The sequence below is a fragment of the Kineothrix alysoides genome (assembly GCF_000732725.1).
GTDB classification, from domain to species: domain Bacteria; phylum Bacillota; class Clostridia; order Lachnospirales; family Lachnospiraceae; genus Kineothrix; species Kineothrix alysoides.
In genome coordinates, this window is the sequence record NZ_JPNB01000002.1 from 236,499 (window position 1) to 255,750 (window position 19,252).

18 protein-coding genes are annotated in these 19,252 nt (G+C 34.9%); 1 reads left to right on the forward strand and 17 read right to left on the reverse strand.

The genetic code is table 11. The features are described from left to right. The first annotated feature begins 49 nt into the window (after nt 1–49). Nucleotides 50–739, forward strand: a complete 690-nt coding sequence (locus CC90_RS0112090) for a hypothetical protein (RefSeq protein ID WP_031391030.1) — start codon at nt 50–52, stop codon at nt 737–739. 462 nt (nt 740–1,201) lie between these two features. On the opposite strand, the gene CC90_RS0112095 is transcribed toward CC90_RS0112090, so the two are convergent. The 17 genes from CC90_RS0112095 to CC90_RS0112185 form a co-directional block, all read right to left on the reverse strand. Further along, complete coding sequence (locus CC90_RS0112095; RefSeq protein WP_031391031.1) at nt 1,202–1,564, reverse strand: hypothetical protein; 363 nt, start codon at nt 1,562–1,564, stop codon at nt 1,202–1,204. Nucleotides 1,565–1,880: 316 nt separating this feature from the next. Beyond that, nucleotides 1,881–2,933 (reverse strand): galactitol-1-phosphate 5-dehydrogenase, encoded by a 1,053-nt coding sequence (locus tag CC90_RS0112100; RefSeq protein WP_330373225.1) that lies wholly within the window; start codon nt 2,931–2,933, stop codon nt 1,881–1,883. Continuing rightward, nucleotides 2,930–3,628: an IspD/TarI family cytidylyltransferase gene (locus CC90_RS0112105; protein WP_031391033.1), complete on the reverse strand. Its 699-nt coding sequence runs from the start codon at nt 3,626–3,628 to the stop codon at nt 2,930–2,932. Before CC90_RS0112105 ends, CC90_RS0112100 begins: the two co-directional genes overlap by 4 nt. Beyond that, nucleotides 3,628–4,308 carry a ribulose-phosphate 3-epimerase gene (locus CC90_RS0112110; RefSeq protein WP_031391034.1) on the reverse strand — a complete coding sequence of 227 codons (681 nt, stop codon included), beginning with the start codon at nt 4,306–4,308 and terminating at the stop codon, nt 3,628–3,630. Before CC90_RS0112110 ends, CC90_RS0112105 begins: the two co-directional genes overlap by 1 nt. A 39-nt stretch (nt 4,309–4,347) precedes the next feature. Next, the gene (locus tag CC90_RS0112115) at nt 4,348–5,400 is read right to left on the reverse strand and encodes a DUF4422 domain-containing protein (RefSeq protein ID WP_031391035.1); all 1,053 of its coding nucleotides are present in this window, start codon (nt 5,398–5,400) and stop codon (nt 4,348–4,350) included. A gap of 17 nt (nt 5,401–5,417) precedes the next feature. After that, a complete protein-coding gene (locus CC90_RS23150) occupies nt 5,418–6,596 on the reverse strand; it encodes a glycosyltransferase family 2 protein (RefSeq protein ID WP_051869501.1) in 1,179 nt (392 codons plus the stop codon). A 36-nt stretch (nt 6,597–6,632) separates the two neighbouring features. Next, nucleotides 6,633–7,670 carry an FkbM family methyltransferase gene (locus tag CC90_RS23735; protein ID WP_081905986.1) on the reverse strand — a complete coding sequence of 346 codons (1,038 nt, stop codon included), beginning with the start codon at nt 7,668–7,670 and terminating at the stop codon, nt 6,633–6,635. Nucleotides 7,671–7,725: 55 nt separating this feature from the next. Next, nucleotides 7,726–8,880: a glycosyltransferase family 2 protein gene (locus CC90_RS0112130; RefSeq protein ID WP_031391038.1), complete on the reverse strand. Its 1,155-nt coding sequence runs from the start codon at nt 8,878–8,880 to the stop codon at nt 7,726–7,728. 1 nt (nt 8,881) lies between these two features. Further along, nucleotides 8,882–10,444 (reverse strand): glycoside hydrolase family 99-like domain-containing protein, encoded by a 1,563-nt coding sequence (locus tag CC90_RS0112135; protein ID WP_051869503.1) that lies wholly within the window; start codon nt 10,442–10,444, stop codon nt 8,882–8,884. A gap of 53 nt (nt 10,445–10,497) precedes the next feature. Then, the gene (locus CC90_RS23155) at nt 10,498–11,580 is read right to left on the reverse strand and encodes an FkbM family methyltransferase (RefSeq protein ID WP_051869505.1); all 1,083 of its coding nucleotides are present in this window, start codon (nt 11,578–11,580) and stop codon (nt 10,498–10,500) included. Nucleotides 11,581–11,620: 40 nt separating this feature from the next. Next, on the reverse strand, nt 11,621–12,316 hold the full coding sequence (locus CC90_RS23160; protein ID WP_031391041.1) for a hypothetical protein: 696 nt from the start codon (nt 12,314–12,316) through the stop codon (nt 11,621–11,623). Then, nucleotides 12,265–12,783 carry a glycosyltransferase family 2 protein gene (locus CC90_RS22365; protein ID WP_051869506.1) on the reverse strand — a complete coding sequence of 173 codons (519 nt, stop codon included), beginning with the start codon at nt 12,781–12,783 and terminating at the stop codon, nt 12,265–12,267. Before CC90_RS22365 ends, CC90_RS23160 begins: the two co-directional genes overlap by 52 nt. Next, nucleotides 12,777–13,286 carry a hypothetical protein gene (locus CC90_RS0112155; RefSeq protein WP_031391043.1) on the reverse strand — a complete coding sequence of 170 codons (510 nt, stop codon included), beginning with the start codon at nt 13,284–13,286 and terminating at the stop codon, nt 12,777–12,779. The genes CC90_RS22365 and CC90_RS0112155 overlap by 7 nt, the downstream gene beginning before the upstream one ends. Before the next feature lie 328 nt (nt 13,287–13,614). Further along, on the reverse strand, nt 13,615–14,709 hold the full coding sequence (locus CC90_RS0112165; protein ID WP_031391044.1) for a radical SAM protein: 1,095 nt from the start codon (nt 14,707–14,709) through the stop codon (nt 13,615–13,617). 415 nt (nt 14,710–15,124) lie between these two features. Continuing rightward, on the reverse strand, nt 15,125–16,210 hold the full coding sequence (locus tag CC90_RS0112175; RefSeq protein ID WP_031391045.1) for a polysaccharide pyruvyl transferase family protein: 1,086 nt from the start codon (nt 16,208–16,210) through the stop codon (nt 15,125–15,127). Nucleotides 16,211–16,213: 3 nt separating this feature from the next. Then, the gene (locus CC90_RS23165; RefSeq protein ID WP_051869508.1) at nt 16,214–18,313 is read right to left on the reverse strand and encodes a Coenzyme F420 hydrogenase/dehydrogenase, beta subunit C-terminal domain; all 2,100 of its coding nucleotides are present in this window, start codon (nt 18,311–18,313) and stop codon (nt 16,214–16,216) included. 22 nt (nt 18,314–18,335) lie between these two features. Beyond that, entirely contained in the window at nt 18,336–19,202 is an 867-nt protein-coding gene (locus CC90_RS0112185; protein WP_031391047.1) for an aldo/keto reductase family protein, read from the reverse strand. Between the last annotated feature and the right edge of the window lie 50 nt (nt 19,203–19,252).

The following is a 19,252-nucleotide window of genomic DNA, read 5'->3' on the forward strand; positions in this document are numbered from 1 at the left end:
GCTTGGGCTAATATTATTAAAAAGACTTAAAACAAAGGAATAAAACATTATGAAAAAAAGCTTATTCGGCTATAACATTTCCGAAGCAGATATAACCTTAAATGCTCTTCGCGAAGAAAATGAAAGCTTAAATGCCTCTATTATCGCACTGAAAACTCAAATTAAAAACAGCACTTCCGAAGAAAATGTTAAACTAAGTCTTTTACAAAATGAAATTATTAAAAATAAAGAAGCTTTACAGAATGCCCTCGATGAGAAAAGAGTACTTTTGTCACAAATTGCGGTGCTTTCCGGGGATGCGGGAGAACTTCGGAAAGAGAATGAGGCGTTGAGGTCAGAGATGGCAACGCGAGCGCAGGCAACAGAAACACGAGTGGCTGATGAAGCATCAGATGTTGACGCTGATACTTTAACCGGAAATGTGGAAGCATCTGCTGCAGAGACTTCGCGGGAGTCTGACAAGGCTCCATCACAAAAAACTACTGTTGCCTTTCACAGGCAATTACAGCATCATACACAAAAGCAGCAAAATGTTTCTTCCGTTGCATCTTCCGCTAAAGCATCGGTACCACCCAAGCAGCGCCAAAAGCCAAAGAATGTTCCGGGATTAGGTTCTGAAGGACAGCAAGGACACTTCGTCTCGGCTGTATTGAAGGACATTGCCGGCGTGAGTAAGAAAATAACTCGTGAAGGTCAGAATATTACAAAGAGCATTAAAAGGACTTCTCCCAAAAAATAAGAAACTTCTTTGTTTTTGATATTTTCATTTACTATATAGGTGATATCATTTAACTGATATCACCTATATAGTAAATAATAACTTCTGTATATTAGTATTATGAAAGTAAAAGGGCAGGATTCCCAAAATGAACCGAATCTCAAGTACTGACAAAGTGCCAGTTATAAAAATATGAAAAATCCCATAGGAAACTTTACAGTTCCTATGGGACTTATAATTAGCTTATGCAAAATATACAATTTCATACTAATCTTGTATAAATTCCCCTTTTACACTTTGCAGCTTAGTATCGAAAGATATGCTTTATGCATAAGCAAATTACCATTTATTACCTTCTCACGATTGTAATTATACTACACATTTTCTAAAAAGTAAATACTTTTTTTATTTTTTTTGTCATTTTTTCACATTTTTTATTTTAAGTTATAAATTTCGACATAAAAGTTATAAATAAGAGAGCTTTTACAGCACTTTCTCAATCGCTTTCGACAAATTTTGTAGAAATACGATAATATCCTTTTCTAAGGATAAGGCTATCTTCTTGTCATCCTTGCTTTGCATCGCCTCGTTGAAGCTTAAAATACTGTTGTTTACTTCCTCCTTCACAATGCGAACCTTACCTTCATTAATTAAGTCCGAAGTTCTGTTATAAACCTGTATTACCCAGTTCAAGCCGTCCAGGCATTGCTTCAGGAAATCATCGGTATCGTCCTTTTTCTTACCCTTTAGTTCGGGGACAAGGCTTTCCATCCCAGCGATTAATTTTACTAAATAATCCTTGGTTACTTGTAATGCTTCTTTTTGCTCTTCTCTTAATTGTTCCATAGTTATTCATCCTTTCGTGTTTGTGTGAATTATTAAAACGACTCGTAAAGTTTTATTTACTACATTCATTTTAATTCAGTTTTCTATTACATATTAGTATTACAAATATATTCATTTTCGACCATTATTTTTTATTTTGCCAGCTCTTAATTTCAGCATTAACGATTAGGGCATTTTCCTGCTGTTCTTTAGCCGTTTACAATCCGTTCAGCTCAAATTAATACTATACAAAGAACAATATGACAATAGATTGAAGTACCACTACCTCGATGATAGAATCGATTGGATGAAAATCACTTCTCCTTTGATGAACCATTTACGGTCTAACAACCATCACTTTTACATATTCCTCGGTCTTATCCCTCATAATGCGCAAACCTTTCTCTAATTCGTCAAAGAGAATTCTTTGTGTGATATACTCTTCCGGAAATATTTCATGGCGTTCAAGACGCTCCAATACATAATGCCAGTCGTCGTCGGTCTTATGGGAAAAAGACGAATTCCAGCTCCCTCTTATTGTAAGCTGATTACGTAAAATCTTCCAATATGTATCTTTCTCAAAGCTTATGTCGGATGCTGGATTACCAACCAACTGCACTCTTCCCCCGGGGGCAGCGCATTGAATCGTCTTGCAAACCGTTTCATTTTTTCCGACACATTCAAAAAACACATCCACACCCCGCCCCGCCGTTTTATCCATTATCCACGAATGTATATCCGCCGTCCGGTTATCACAATAGTATTCCCCGAGAACTCCATGCTTTCGAAGCATATCCTGCTGGAAATCCTTATTCCCGATAACCATTATGCTGTTGACCCCCATATCCTTTAAAAACATGGTTAAAAGTATTCCTATTGTTCCCAGGCCGCACACTGCAACCGTCTCACCCACCTTTGGCTGCATACTGCGTATTGCGTGTACCGCTACCGCCATAGGCTCCAGCATAGCCGCAGCTTCAAAGGAAACATTATCCGGCAACTCAATCAAATTCTGTTCCGGTACCGCAACATATTCCGCGAAACCACCATCCACGCGCGATCCTAAATAGCTATATTTTCTGCATAACTCATAGTGACCCTTTTTACAAGGCTCACAAGTCATGCAGGGAATCAGGGGAAATACCCCAACTCTCTTTCCTTTCCATCTGTGGTCTGCTTCCGCTCCTATTTCCATTACAGTCCCAGAAAATTCATGTCCCGGAATCAAAGGATAGGAATAGGTTCCCGTCTTATATATCCTTGGGATATCAGAGCCGCAAATCCCAGCGGCTCTGACCTCCACCAGAACCTCTTTCGATTTTATCTCAGGACTCGCTATCTCCTCATATCGTAGTTCACCTATATCGCGCAAAACATAAGCTTTCATCATTTCATTCCTTCTATCTTTTGCCTAAATCGTTCCAAATCCTTTTTTGTCGTTATCTTAAAGTTTTCTTCATCGCCGTCTATCATCACAATATCCATTCCTGCAAGAATAGCTGGTTCAGTAGAACCGTTGATTTTCAGTATCTCATCCGGCACCAGGGACTTGTTAGCCTCATAGTATTTTCCAAACTTGAATACCTCCGGTGCCTGCCCGGCAAAAATATTGTTTCGATTCAGCAAAGAAGAAACACTGCTGCCATTTTGGCTGAAATATACAGTATCTTTCATCGGCAATACCGGAAGCACTCCATCATGACCATTCGCTTTTATCAGACTTTCCGTAATAAAATCATTTGTCAAAAACGGTCTTGCCGCATCATGTACTATAACCCAATCCTCTTCTGACGCATATTGGCAAGCATCCTCCAACGCATTCAATATAGAGAACTGCCGGTTTTTCCCCGGTCTTGAAAAGCCCTTCCATTTCTCCAGTACCGCTTCATCCTCAATCCACTGTTTGAGATAAGCATGCCATGAAATGTCGGCTACAATTTGTATTGCATCAACTCTCGGATGCAGGGCAAAGGTTTTAAGGCAATAACAAATAACAGGCTTTCCTGCAATTTCTACGTATTGCTTGGGAATCTCACCGCCTATTCTCGTACCTGTCCCGCCTGCCAATATTAAAGCAATATTCATCAGATTCCGTCTCCTGTGGACTCGCCATACCCACGAATTTCCCGAATTATTTCCCCGTATGATCTACCTTTGTTAAATAAAAGAGTGGTACCGAGTACGAATCCATCCACTCCCTCCGGTGCGTATTTAATGATCTTATCCTTGCTGCAGGCTCCATCCCAGTAAACCTGAAAATTCATTTCTTCTTTTAACAACAATAGTTTGGAAAGCTTCTTTCCCACATAGGGCAAATACATCTGCCCTGCATTTCCAGGATTTACAGACATAACAAGAACCCTCTTGACAATGCGGAGCATTTCATATATCGTCTCTATACTTGTCCCGGGGTTAATCGCTACTCCTGGTATCATACCGGCAGCAATAATCTTCTGTAAGGTCGTAGAAGGATGATATTCTGCTTCCGGATGAATATATACGGTGTCCCCCTTGCGCAGATGATCAAGAAAAATATGTATATTGTTGTTCGGATGTTCTATCATTAAATGGACGTCTAACGGCTTCTTTGCTACCGAAGCAATGTACGCCATATCATTTAAAGACATGGCATAGTTTGGCACATAACGGCCATCCATGATATCTATATGGAATGAGTCGATGCCCCCTTCCTCCAAGTCTCGAACTTCTTTTTCCAGATTTCCGTAATTTGCACACATCATTGATGCGGTTAGTTCTATGCTCATTGTCACCTTTTTCCTCTCTGTATTATTGGGCTACTTATGCTACACCAACATAATCCTCCCTGTATGTACAATATGTAAGTGCTCTTTATGGTACATAAAATATAAAGTAAGTAAATTTTCTCCAAGATATCCTATATATCGGTCAGAACGCTCGCTTCCCTTCGGAACACTCAATTGTTCTGTACGTTCCAATATAGGAAATAACCATGCACAATAATCGGATATTACCTCTTTTCTTGCTATAAGAATATTGTAATTGTATAAGTACTCCTGTTCTAAAATTTTCATAAATGCGCTAAAGTAATCCGGTTGTAATTCCGCTAATGCCTGCAACATTGCCTTCCAATCAGAACTATTCACATATCTTTCATGATGCTCAGAAATATGGGGGTCACAGATAGTCGGATAAGGCAATATCACATCTATCCCGTTATCCTTTAATCTGTAAAGTTCTTCCTTCTTAACATCCAATACCCTTCTATAATGAAAAAGACCATAATATGAGTCTTTTTTATTGTCCTTGGGAATTACATTTTTCCAAATCCAATACAGCGCCGTTAATTCACAATAATTTCCATTCTTCCCTGAAATATTATCTCCTGTATCATCTGTCATTCCAGCTACTCTTACATTTGTTAAAACTGCACCCACTTGTATTGGCTTTAGCCACATAGGCATTCTATATTCTTTGATAAGAGGCTTGTCCTTATAATATTTCGCAATATATCCATGAATATTTCCAATATCTCCACACTTCTCCAAAGACGGAAATCTATTAACAGCATCATAATATCGTCCCATCAACTCAGACTCTTTTTCCGAATCCATACAAATATAATTATCGAATCCCTGCTCTTTCAAAGACTTAACTATACTTCCCTGCACATCCTCCGGCGTTGCTATATAGATTAAAGTTCTCTTATCTTCTACGCTATTAAGTTCTATGACAGGAAGATTATGTAATTTGGTCGGATTTCCCGAAAGGCTGCTCACAACAAATCCTTTGATATTATATTGCGGATATAACTCATTCAACGCAATACACGCTCCAAGCGCCAGACTCTTTGCTCCAAAAATCAACATATCTTCCATATAACGCTCTCCATTCCTTACTTAAAAAACTTAATCTCGAACTCCTTATCCGGCTCCAAAAAGTTTTCTGAAAACCATAAGATTTTCTCTTGCTCAACTCCTAATGCAATTAAATCATTCTTTATAGTATTGGATACTTTACTGTCTGTATTTGCTATAAGCACAAAATCATAATCCCATTTAACAATGTCTTCCGGCATTTTAACATCATACTTTTGCTGCTGATATTCTTCGAAATTTTTATCTAACCATCCAGTTATTTCAACCTTATTATTTCCATACAAGTATTTATAGATCTGCTGTCCTACACCTCCAGCGCCATAAAGAACAACATTGCTTCCCACCGGAACGCCTCCATATGGTATCAGCACTTTATCTTTTTCTGTATCAAACGCCTGTATGTTCCGCAAAATCATATAATATTTGATATACTGGTTCAATTGTATTTCCATCATATCAGAAATATTATATTTGATAAATACATTCCGCATGTACTCAATAAATATTTGATTACGAAATAGCTCATCTGGGGAAGTGGTTTTTGTAATTGCACCCGGATGCTGAATATAATGATAACCACATATATCTGCTATGCTAACTTTCTTTGCAGCTAAAATACATGGATATACGACAGCCGCATCTTCCCCCGCAATAATTCGTTCATCAACCTCAAGCTGCCTTGGACATATCAATTCCTTTTTCATAATTTTGGTGTAGATGTGAGGATTAATTCCATATTCATAAAATGTTCCGGAATACAACATATTGCCTACAATATCTACAGGGGCATAACAACCATAAGCAATTCCATTTCTAACAACTTTCGAATTATTTCCGATATCAAAAAACAAATCTGCTGCCACGATATCTGCATCTGTCTTTATCATTGCTTCATGCATTTTCTCAATATAGTCCGGTTCAATCCAGTCATCGCCGTCTACCCATGTTATTAAACTTCCCTTAGCACTCCGAATCCCGGCTTTTCTGGCACTGACAAGGCCACCATTCTCTTTGTGAATAACAATAATTCTATCATCCATCTCGGAAAATTCATCACATATTTCATAACATCCATCTGTTGAGCCATCATCTACAAGCACAATATCTAGATCCTGCATTGTCTGATTTAATATACTTTCTATACATTTTCTTAAGTATGTCTTTATATTATAAATTGGCACAATTACTGATATCATAGTGCTTCTCCAAATCATTTAACAATATTTATCGTTTTAAATTGCATATATAACTGTTTCTGCATCAGAAAACGAATAATGCCGCACATATAACTTATATTCTTCATTCATTGATAAAATCAATTCTGGTATTTCCCACACATCTTGCTTCTTATGGTAAATACACACCGCCAGCTTGGGTTTATATTTCTTAATCAGTTTTTCACTGCCCTTTAACGCCTCATACTCCGCCCCTTCAACATCAAGCTTCAAAAAGGTGACCTTATCATTAATTATACTATCCAAACTCGTAACCGGAACTACTATTTCTCCATCGCTTTCCACCCTTGAACCGATTCCATTATCTCTTCTTGAAAACCTCAAATCACATTCACTACTCCACAGACCCTTTGAAAACAACAGATGGTTTATACTTCCAACCGAACTCAGCACCTCATTACATATTTTTATATTCTCCGAATCCGGCTCAAATGCATATATAAACGCAGGCGCTTCTCCCGCCCACTTGGAAAAACTCACAGAACTGCTGCCGTCAAAGCACCCTCCGTCTACAAACACTTCCGGTTCTTCCTTATCGTTCTTCAAATAGGGAAGATCAAAATATTGTTGCCGATTCCAAACATCTACCACCAGCTTACCTATATCTTTTATTTTTTCTTCATTTACACCAGCATCTGCCAATTGTTGATGCATTTCGTCAGTATATTTTGTTGAAGAAATATATATTGATGCATTTGCATATTTTTCTATGTATTCTTCTGCAGAAATAACCGGCAGGTTTTCATGCTCTTCATGCACATAATTGTCAACAAATCCCTTGAAGTGAAACTCCTCGTAGATATCTGCAAAAGTCTTTCCATTCAGTCCAATTCCAAAAATATATTTTTCCGAATCATCACTCTTTAAAATATCATATATCTTACGGTACAAATCTGTTCTCTTAAACATTTGTTTTAGGTAATAAGTATCATTTGTTAAACTATATGATAATCTGTCTACATATAGCCGCCTCGATTCGTCATCACCAAGATGCTTGTATATTTTTCCTATGCTATCCTGAAAATTAATTGCCATCTTCCATTCATCTCCTCTAATATACTTTACCGAACCATTAATTCCTCTTATCCCTCTATCTTATCCGGGCTTTCATCTGCCTTATCAGCTCAGTAATACTCAATACTTTTGCTTCTGTTTTGTAAGATAGCCTTTCCATAATGCTGTTCTCTTCTTCAACTAAAGAAATAATGATAATATCCACTTCTGGCAACTCTTCGTCCAATGTATATATTGGAATATCCTCCCTTAAATACTTTGCATTCATATCGATAAAGAAAGAAATGTTCAATCCATCTTTTTTCAAATTATGATATAACCTTTTTCCAATATAACTATCTGCATATATTGCTATATCGTTATATTCAAGTTGTTTCAGATAATCTGAAATATAGATATCCTGTTCCTGCAGCTTCATCCATTCATTATATAGAAAAAACATTTTTTGAAATTTACATAATGCTTTTATGTGTTCATCTACTACATTTTTTACTGTAATGCTCAAGCAGTTCAACTCATCCTTTGAGAGAAGTCCATTCTCAGAAACTATCTCAAAAACTTCTCTTTCTGAATTAATCATATAATTGGTATTTATGGATGCATTGTTTCCTTCCACCACATGTTCAAATAATATCTCATTATTTAAGGCGAATCTCTTCCCTTCTGCCATCATGCAAATCCATAACAGCCAATCGTCTGCGCCATTATTGCTTAATGTTGCATTTTTCCATACTTCCGAAATTGCGTCTTTTCTAATCAATACTTGTCCGGGAGAGATAATTGAATTTCTTACAGAAAACATATAATCTTTATTTATTACACTTTCAAATGGCATTCTCATGTCATAGAACTGTTTGTTTTCATGTATGAGCTTACAAACTACAGCATCACACTTTCCTATTTTATATAGCTGACAGGAAAAATACTCCGGTAATATTTTGTCGTCCTGGTCTAAAAATAAAACATACTCCCCCCTGCTTCTGCCCAGCCCCTCCACTCTTGCTCCATGAATACCTCTATTTTCCTTAAGGTTAAATAGCTTAATCTCCACCTCATGCCCGGCAAAGTCTTCCGCTATTTTCCCATCTGGGTAATCATTAATAAAAATCAACTCTATATCAGTTAAATTCCCTGCCACTTTTTTTGCTGTTTCTATCTGTGGGACTATTTTAGATATATACTTTTCACCATGATATAGCGGTACAATTACACTAATTAATGTTTGCTCCACTTCAATTTAACCCACTTTCATATAATATCGTTTCTAATGAAATAATTTTTTTCATTCCCTTTTCTTTTAGTTTACGATAGATCTCATTAGATTCATAGGTAGCAGTAACTATGATGAGCGCTGTTTGTGGTAATGCCTCCGAAGGAAGGTATATTGTAGTATCCACATGTAATTTGCCCTTCTGTTTGTCTATAATATATTCTATCTCTATATTGCCCGCTGACAGTTCATTATATAGATGTTTGCCCAACACCCCATAGCCGTAAATGGCAACTGATTTATATCCACCCTTTTCCAGCCACCTTAAAACAGAAATATTATTATCCCTAAGCAGCATCCAGTAGTCTAATACTTTTAAATAATGAAGTTCCCTATCCCAGCATGTCCTCAACTCCTCCACGCCCATTCCTGCTGTACTATCCTTTTCATTATTCTTCTCAGTATCCTTTAACAAAAACTCTTCTACATATGTCAAATAATTTTTCTTGGCATATCGCACTGCCTCCAAAAACTTTTCTCCATTCCGGCTATCCGGCTCAAGATACATCCCTTCTCCCCATTCGTTCCACGCATTAAGAAAAACAAAGTCATTTCCCAATGCCGCATTCTTTGCCATGAGCTTCGTTAGATAATGTGCAAATTTTTCAGGCGTCTCACCCTCTATTATATTCCCTTCCGCCCCCCTTCTTGGAGTATCATCATATCCCACAAAACCTCCAACATAAGTCTTTGAGGCAGGGTTAACCTGCAATATATGATTCCAGATTTCATCATATTGCCATATGTCAATGCCATGGTTGTTTTTTATATGAGATAATGAAATCCTGTCTTTGCTCCACACCGGTTCGTGATAAAGCTCTGCGTCCACGCAATCTCTTGTATTTCCATTACACCCGGCACCTATTATATAAATTCCTTGCAGTCCGTCCTTTTCTGCCAGTTCGTTCCAGCATTCCAGCATTTCAATCAAGCATGGTATATTTGCCGTCCGATATATCACAAATAGCGGTTTCCCTTGGATGCGAATATATCTTTCATCATGAAAAAATTGTTTCAGATAATTAAAATGTTCTTCCCACTGCCCCTTATTTCCATAGACCTGTTCCAGCAGTATCCCATTATCATCCTCGTGCCCGGTGTTTTCCTCACTGGTATTCATCCACACATTTTTATTTCTTAATTTGCTCCATGATCTGGCCCATGTCTCATTCGCCCAGCAGAAGCAAAACGGCATATCAATAGTTCGCCATTTCAAAAGATTTTCCGCCGGTTTTTCCAAAATCCTCCTGCCATCCTTAAACCAGTAATGATATATACACATACCATCCACACCATATTTTTTCATGAGATCTGCCTGCCATCTCATCGTATCTTTTTCAAGCAGATTATAATAATTGATATTTAGCGGCACCCGCGGCTGATTATGTCCATCGTAAAACTTTTCCGCTTTTTTCACGGCTATCCATTCTGTAAAGCCTTCTCCCCACCATAAATCATTCTCTGGTATTCTGTGAAATTGTGGTAAATACATTGCTAATACTTTGAGTTGTTTAACCTCATCCATTTTCTCTTCACCGCCATATATACTTAATTTTTTATCTGGAAGAAAATGAAAACTTAGCGCTTAATCCCTAGAACAAGCCCTCTGCACAGCTTCAGTGAAATATATGCTTTTCTTCCCGCTGCCGGAAACCACATGTATCCCGGTGTCACTGAGCATTCCAGTCCATATCTTCCCAAAACATCTCTAATTAAAACCTCATCAAAATCCGCGTGATATGAACATACCGCACATTTTAATTTTTCAGAATTCCTAATCAGATTTTCAGCCCCTAATAATGCATCCCATTCATTTCCCTCAATATCCATTTTTATAAAATTAACCGGCTCTTTTATTAATGAGTCAAGTGTTGCATTTTTATTTTCATTTATTGATGTGACATACTTTTGAATAATCACAACTTTTTCCTGATAGTCTTTAAAAGTTTCCTTTAAAGCTTCTATCCACCCATTATCTGTTTCAATTATATAAACCTTCGAGGCCTTCTCTATAATTTCAAGAGAAAAATTTCCCTCTGCCACACCAATATCTACAACAACATCTCCCTCATTTACGTCAAATTGCGGTGTTAAATATCTATGCGGAGATGCCTCATCCTGTTCTACCAGCAGCGATTTATAATACTCTTTCACTTTTAACTCCGTATCTAACACTTTGGCAAAGTATAGCTTTTTTCCCTGATGATAAACATAATACATCCCGCAATTATTATCATATGTTATATCCACTTTTAAATATTTATACTTGTCTGCAAAATCATAATTAAATACCTGTAACTCATTTTCCTTTATGTATTTTAACACTGTTTTTATTTCTATATCATCAACATTATCATATCGCCTTAATATGCTTTTTTTATAAAAATAATTTTTATTTTCAATTAAATTCTGCATATCCGGAAACATATGAATAATCTGCCGGCTTATTTCATCATAATAATCAGATAAAATCACAATCTTATCTGGTTTAACATCATACAAAACACTAGGCGAAAAAATTTCCTTATCTCCAAAAGCTTTTCCTTGCTTTTGGAGATTATTATCAATAAACCCCAAAAGCTCATATTCATCATATACATTGTATTGTTCCAATAGATCTTCTGCTATTTTTCCTGTTCCCCATATAAAAATTCTTAACATATCTTTTTGTACTTCTCCTCTTAATTATTTATAAAATCTATTATCCAATGTATTCCGGAGTTGTCCAGACTATTTTCTTTTTAGGGATTTTTTGTTCCAATAAATGCTCTTCTATCTCTTCTGCAAGCTTCTGATCGAAAACAGCAATCACGACAAAATCAAACTCAACCTCTGCAAGGATTGTCGGACTTTCAATGCGTACTCCCCCATAATATTCTATTTTATTATGTTTTCCATCTACCCAAGCTGCCACTTCCGCATATTTCTGAGTCCTTAAACAGTCCCAATATGACTTTCCGACAATACCAGCACCATATAAAATCACCTTACATTTTGCAGGAATCAACTCGAAAGGAAATAAATAGGGTGTATTCGTTAATTCTATGCCATAAACACCTCTTACTACAATGGACATTACACCCCTGATATATCGTTCAAGCTGTAGCTGCATCGTATCCCAGACATTATATTCTTTAAATCTTCGTTCAAATTCTGCCTTTAGCAAAGAAACTTCTGCAAACTCTTCAAAAGTGCAGCTATGGCACATAGAATCTTCATTTTGAATATAATGATACCAAGATCTACGTATAATATACATACTATTTGCTTGTATCACAGCAGGATAAACCACACTCGCATCATCACCTAATGAAATTTCATTGTCTACCTCTTCAATTATTCTTTTCAATAATTCTTTTTTAAAAATCTTATTCCAAAGAGCCGCCGTAATTCCCATGTATTAGCATACCCATTAAACATCATTTTAGGAATAATTATTTCTTTAATCTGATTGGTACAATAAAAGCCTTCTTCAAAATTGTCTTCTATTGATTTATCCTTCATCTCTCCAGTATAAAATCCAGAAGATACAATGTCTGGTTTATATTGGATATATACCGTCATCAGACTTTCATACATATCAGGTTCAATCCAGTCATCGCTGTCCACAAAAGTCACGACCTCTCCCCCTGCTGATTCAACTCCTTTTTTTCTCGCGGTAATTGCTCCGGAATTTTCAATATGTATAACTTTTATTCTTGAATCGACTTTTAAAAATTCATCACAAATTTCTCCCGAAGCATCCGTTGACCCGTCATCTACAAGAATAATTTCCATATCGGAATATGTCTGACAAGTGATACTGTTGATACATTTTTTCAAATGCCTTTCAGCATTATAAACGGGAACAATTACACTTAACATTTGCATTCTCCTCCCCCATTAAATATTGCGGTGCTCACAGTAATCATATCTTCCAGTTTGATTTTTCGTTCCATTAAGTCGTAGAATATCTCATTTGCATGAAAAATGCTACAAATTAATATTTTATCAATTTTCTTTGATTCATATTCCTCCACCAGCTTATCAATACCAATTACCTCATTCTGATGAAATCCATTCCGATGATTCTGATTATTCTTATCACAGATAGCCACTATCTTTATCGATTTGTCACACTTTTCCAAATCTTCAGCAACAAGTTCCGTGAACTCTGTGATGGCATACAATGCTATTTTCTGCGCTCCCTGTTCATATAAAAAGTCTCCAATATTCCATCCATCGATTTTATTTTTTAAATATTTCATGATAATTGGATATTGGTATTGATATCTTTCAGCAATATCTATATAATTATTGTCCTTAAATATAGGTTCCTGTATCTTTGGAAACATATTTGTTTTTTCTCTTTCACAGTCGTTATTCATTTATGTTCTCCACTTTGTTCTTTAATACTTAATGCTGATTTTAAAAAATAGCTGACTTGTCTTTCTCTACTCCTAATTTACCTTCAATACATTCAAAATCCATATTATCATCTAGCTTTCCAGAATGGATATAGCAATCTGCCATGCGACTACAAATTCCAAACTTTTCATTCAATTCATTTTCGTCAAACTGCTTTTTTTATCTCATTATCGTAATTTGTTCAGATAATTTATTTTATATTATTTTAATCTCTTTGTTGAAATATTATCCAAATATGCATTTCTCTAAATATTGTCATCTTATTTGAATCATTCTCTAAAAATGGAATTATATTTTTCCTGCTTCGCACCAATCTGAAATTTTAAAATTCGTAACTCCATTTTGCGAAATCCATTTCTTTTTGTTTAACGATAAATTAATTCCAACATTATGCTCATTGCAGTAATTACAAAATGCAAAAGGAGTATTTAGCTTTTCCATTAATTCTTTTCCACTTTTTATCTTAAACAAATCAATCTGTCCTGATTCAAATGGAATATTTGTATGAAAATATTCATTAAAGTATTTTCCATAAAAAGCCATAGGACAAGAAGCAATATGTCCATCATGTATATTATTACAAATACAGTTACTCGTATTATCAAACGGGAGTTCTCTTTTTTCATGCATTATTTGATTAAAATAAGAGACGTTACGTATTAGGCCTACCTTAACTCCATGTTTTAATATTTCATCAACAATGTAATCTATTCTTTTAATTAATGCAGGATATGCGGAAATATCAATTTTAACATTATTTTCTTTTATAATCTCCCATAGTTCATCGGAAAGATTCTCAACCAAAATTCCATTTGTAACAATTCTTATATCTGATTCCTTATATTTATTTCTTGTGATGCTTACAAACTTTCCCAATTGAGGATTAAGAAATGGTTCTCCTCCCATTATTCTTATTTGTTTAATATATGGAATTAATTCTTTAAGCCTATATATATCCCTTTCGAATAATTCATAATCTGTAAATATTTCTTCTTTTACTAATGGACAGAAATGAGAACATCCTCTACAATTTAAATTACAGTGATCATTTGTATGATATTCTAAATATTCTAAATAATAAAATTTTTCTAACGAAATGATATTTTCCCCATCACAAACTAATAATAAGTTTCCACTTATTTTTCCTATTTGCAATTCATCTAAAATTTCTCTTCCCAAATATCGAGCCGGAATAACCACTTTATCTCCATCTTCAAATTTCCTTAGCATTTCATAAAACGAGATAACTCTGACTCCAAAAACATAAGTTCCCCATTTATTCATATCCATGTCGACAAACTCAAATTCAGCATCTGTAAACTTTGCTTTAGCAACCTCTAATACCCTTACTCCATCTATTCCACATGTTCTTATAAAATACATCTTATTTTTCCTTTCATAGAAGATTAAATCAGGTGTTTAGAAAACGCTGTAACTCGTATAAATACAGGCACTTTTGATAAAAAATTTAATTCCTTACTGATTTGTTACAGGATTAAATTGTCAAAAAACTAATCTACTCAAATCCGAAAAAAATATAGAGTTATAATATCATATAAACAACTTTCTTGGGCGAAAATTTCCCTGATTCATTCTAAAATTAATTTCCTTGTGCTCTTTTCAAACTCCTCCGGCTTTTTTCCGTTCCTGATAAGCGGTTGGAGAATCTCATTTTATTTTTAAGTATTTCATGATAATCAAATCTTCGTATTGATATCTTTTCGTAATATCTATATAATCATCATCTCTGAATATAAGACCCTGAACTTTGAAAAATATATTCATTCATAATCTCCATTTATATTTTAACATCTAATGCAGCTTTTAAAAAATCAATTGACTTATCCCTCTCCACTATTAATCTTTCTTCGATATATCCAAAATCTATGTTATCATCTAATTTACCCGGATTAATATAGCTATTTACCATTCGATCACAAATTCCAAATTTTTTGCTCAGTGTATTCATTCTGCTACTCATCTTATCAACTAAAAAAGTATAAAATGGAGTTTTGAACTGCATAGAAAACAATGTAGCATGATAAGAGTTTGTCACAACAAAACTTGCATTTTTTATATACCATAAAAAATAATCTACCCCTTCATAAAACACATTTCCATAATCCATATTAAACATATATGATTTAGCATCCGCAACCGTGTGTACAATAGGCAAACCATACTTTCTTGACAAAGTGTTTACAAATTCAATTCCCTTCATCAAATTATCATCGTGAAATAACCAAAAAAATAAAATAAATGGTTTATTCTTTACATGATCTTCCGTAATTATAGCAGAATAGTCTTCTGTCTTTAAAAGTAACGTTGGATCTAACACACATTGGCACTCCTTATGACAGACTGTCTGAATAAAATCTACATGCGCTTGTTCTCTTAGTGAAATTTCTTTGAATTTAGATACATGCTTTTCAAATAAATCTTTATATTCATATACTTTTTCTGAGCTCATCCCAATGCTTGCCGCATATGATATTCTTATTGCGTTCTCATCAAGGTGTGGCAAAAAGAACTCCACATCCCCAAGCATTATATTCCATACCTGATCACTTCCAACACAATAATAATCATATTGATTTCCCTCAACTTTAGAAATCATCGGACTGCTGATCCCACATGTTTTTTGCAGAAAATCTTCAAATTTCTTCCTTTTTCCACATAATAATTGCCTTGATTTTATATCATTTTTGTATAATGAATATGTAAATTCCTTTGGAACAAAATTGATAATCTCAGCCACACAATCAGGCAATACATTTATAACTCGTCTTAATGCATATGCTTGTAAAACTGCTCCATAGTTGTCTGCATAATGAAAAGTTAAAATACCTATTTTTTTCACAATATTTCCATCCTTATATTTCAAAATTTATAATTCTGCTTCTATTATCATTATTTCTGAGTAAGACTTTCTTATTTGCCAATAGATTTCTGAAAAATAATTCGGAGCAGCAATAACCCATATATAGTTTTCTCCCAACTCCGGATATTTTTTATAAAAATTTTCAAACGTATAAATTCCATCCTTTTCTGAAAAGTTATCAACAACATATTCTATTTTTTCTTTATGCTTTTCCCAGAACTTTTTTCCCAGCACACCATATCCATATAACACAATCTTTGAATTGTCCAATAAATCTTTATATTTTGAACACCTTTCCCTGCTCCAATTTACAGAGTCTTTTACACACGTTCCATTCGCCTTTCCAGCTATAATCGAATGTGGCGGAACGCTTTTATTAACTACCGTTTGTGCAGAGATCAAGCTATCCTGACCAATAGTAACACCTTTCAGTATAGTAATGTTAGAAGTCAACCAGACGTGGTTTTCTATTACCACCTCACTTGCAAAATTAATCTGTTCTCCATCGTCATTTCGTAACTGATGGAAGTCACTGTCATAAACCAATACATTTCTTCCTAACATTACATCTTCTCCAAATGTTATTTTTTTATCTGCAATAATGCTACTGCCCCCGTTTGCAGTAAAAAAACCCGAGTTAAACACTGCATTTTCCTTGATTTCTAATGTTGCATTGTAAAACAATGCTCCGCCATGATAAGAATTCCAAACAGCATCCCTATTCATTCGAATATATGTCTCTGCTTTGGATCCTTTTAATTTATTAATACCAACTTCAAAATTCTTATCTCCATGTAAATAGATCCTGGCTGATGGATGTAAATCAATAATTGCATTTTTATAAGGGATTAATTTTGCCTCTCCCTTTCGAACAATATTTTTACATAAATAATTGTAATATAAATATTTTACTCTTGATACCTGACCTAAATCTTTTATTTCCTTTAATTCTTTAAGTATTCTTTTTCCTATTTTAAAATAATTTTTATGAGTACTTCTTTTAGTAACGCCTATACATAAACTAACAGCCTTACTAAAGGGATATTCCTTTATCAATTCAAAAAATTCATCTCCTTTTGACGTTCTTCGCGGATTCTCAAATATTGCCACATTTCCTGGTAATACATCTTCAATTGTTTTCTTTTTCGCATACAAGTATTTCTTAGTATGCTCAAATAATTCAACTCCCTTCGCTGAGTTCAATAATACTGCAGAGATTCCCTGAAACATATCATAATCGCTCTCGCCTTCAATTCCCCAGAAATCCCCAATAGTAATATCTGCGGCTTTTCTGGGAAGTGTTCTATACAGACATTCATAGCAAGATTCTCTTGTATATAAATCGTAATTAATAAAACCTCTCACCCACCAGTCATGATGCCTATCTTGAAGGGATTCCATTCCATTTGCAAAGCATATCTGGGATGCCAAACTCTGCCATCCATTTTTCTTGTTTTTTAAATGTACTTTCACCGCTCTAGCGCCATAAAGTTCTTCTAACTCCGAAACATATTTTTCAAATGCCAGAGGGGAATTAATGCTGCGGCAAATAAAATCCATGTAATAAATATTAGGGAAATCTTCCCCTAAATATAACGATAAAGCAGCATTTTGACATGGTGTACCGCAAAATAAAATTTCTTTACCTTTTTGTATTTCTTTTTTAATTGCTCGATATATGCCTTCTGTATCACTCTGAAAATATTTCGATCCTTGCAGCTGCTTTAACCCGTCTAAATCATATGCCAAAAAATGCTCTGCCGACTTCCATTTTTCCCCATATCGCGCGCCACAAACAACGCCCCCCTTCTCAATAAAGATTTTAGCAATTTCATAAAAGATTCCACCCGATGTACTTTCATGACGCACCTCCCCCTCTCTGCTCCACGCAGAATATACTGAAGGCCGATTCATCATTCTCACATCATCCTGATTTAGAGATGGACATTTTTGAATACACAATTTACACTTTATACATTTTTCCATATCTACTTTAGGATACCAAAATCCCTTTTGATCCGTTTGAAAAGAAATCGCATTTTGGCTGCATATGTCTGCACACATTTTACAACCAGTACATTTAGATTTTTCTATTTTATCTATCATACTAATTATCTCCTAATTTGAATTATAATCTTGAAAAATCACATGTGTCCGGGTTATAACGTAATCTAATATTTTCATTTATACTGCTAATCCATGAAACCTCCCTCTCTTCCAGAAAAAATTCATCAACGCTAAATATATCATCAAAATGATTTTTATCTAAAGTTCGAGGAATAGCAACATGGTACAATTGATAATGCCAGCGTAAAATTATCTGAACTGGTGTTTTCCCATATTTTCTCGATAACTCATATACTGGCTTTGCATTTATTAGCACGTCGTGCATTCTGCCTATAGGTGAATATGCAATAGGCAGAATATTATTTGCCTGACAATAATTAATCAAATTATCCTGTGTAAACAAGGGATGAATCTCAAATTGATTTACAGACGGAATAATTGATGCTTGTTGTCGTAATTCTTCTAAATGATGGATATTAAAATTGCAAACACCTATTGATTTGACTAAGCCTTCCTTATACATTTTTTCCATTTGAAGGTAAGTATTTATAAATGTTCCTGTTTGCGGCCAATGAATCAAGTATACGTCCAAATAATCTGTATTTAACTTTTTTAAAGTTTCTTCTAATGCTTTTCGCACGTTTCCTTCTCTTTGCTGACTATTAGAGATTTTAGACATTAATATAACTTCATTTCTATTTATGCCTATATCATTTATCGCTTTACCTAATACTTCCTCATTCAAACCATACGCACTAGATGTATCAAACAATCTGCACTTTCTCGATTTTAAAGCATAGCAATATATCTCATATTGCCTTTGAATCAGTTTAACTGTTTGCGGCTCTTTTCCTTCCCCCCAGATGCCAGTTGCACCAATTCCCAATAGCGGTATACTCATTCCATTATTTAATTTTAATTCTTCCATACGCTTATACTCCATAGCTTAAATCCTCTGCATTCTTTTTCCACAATGCT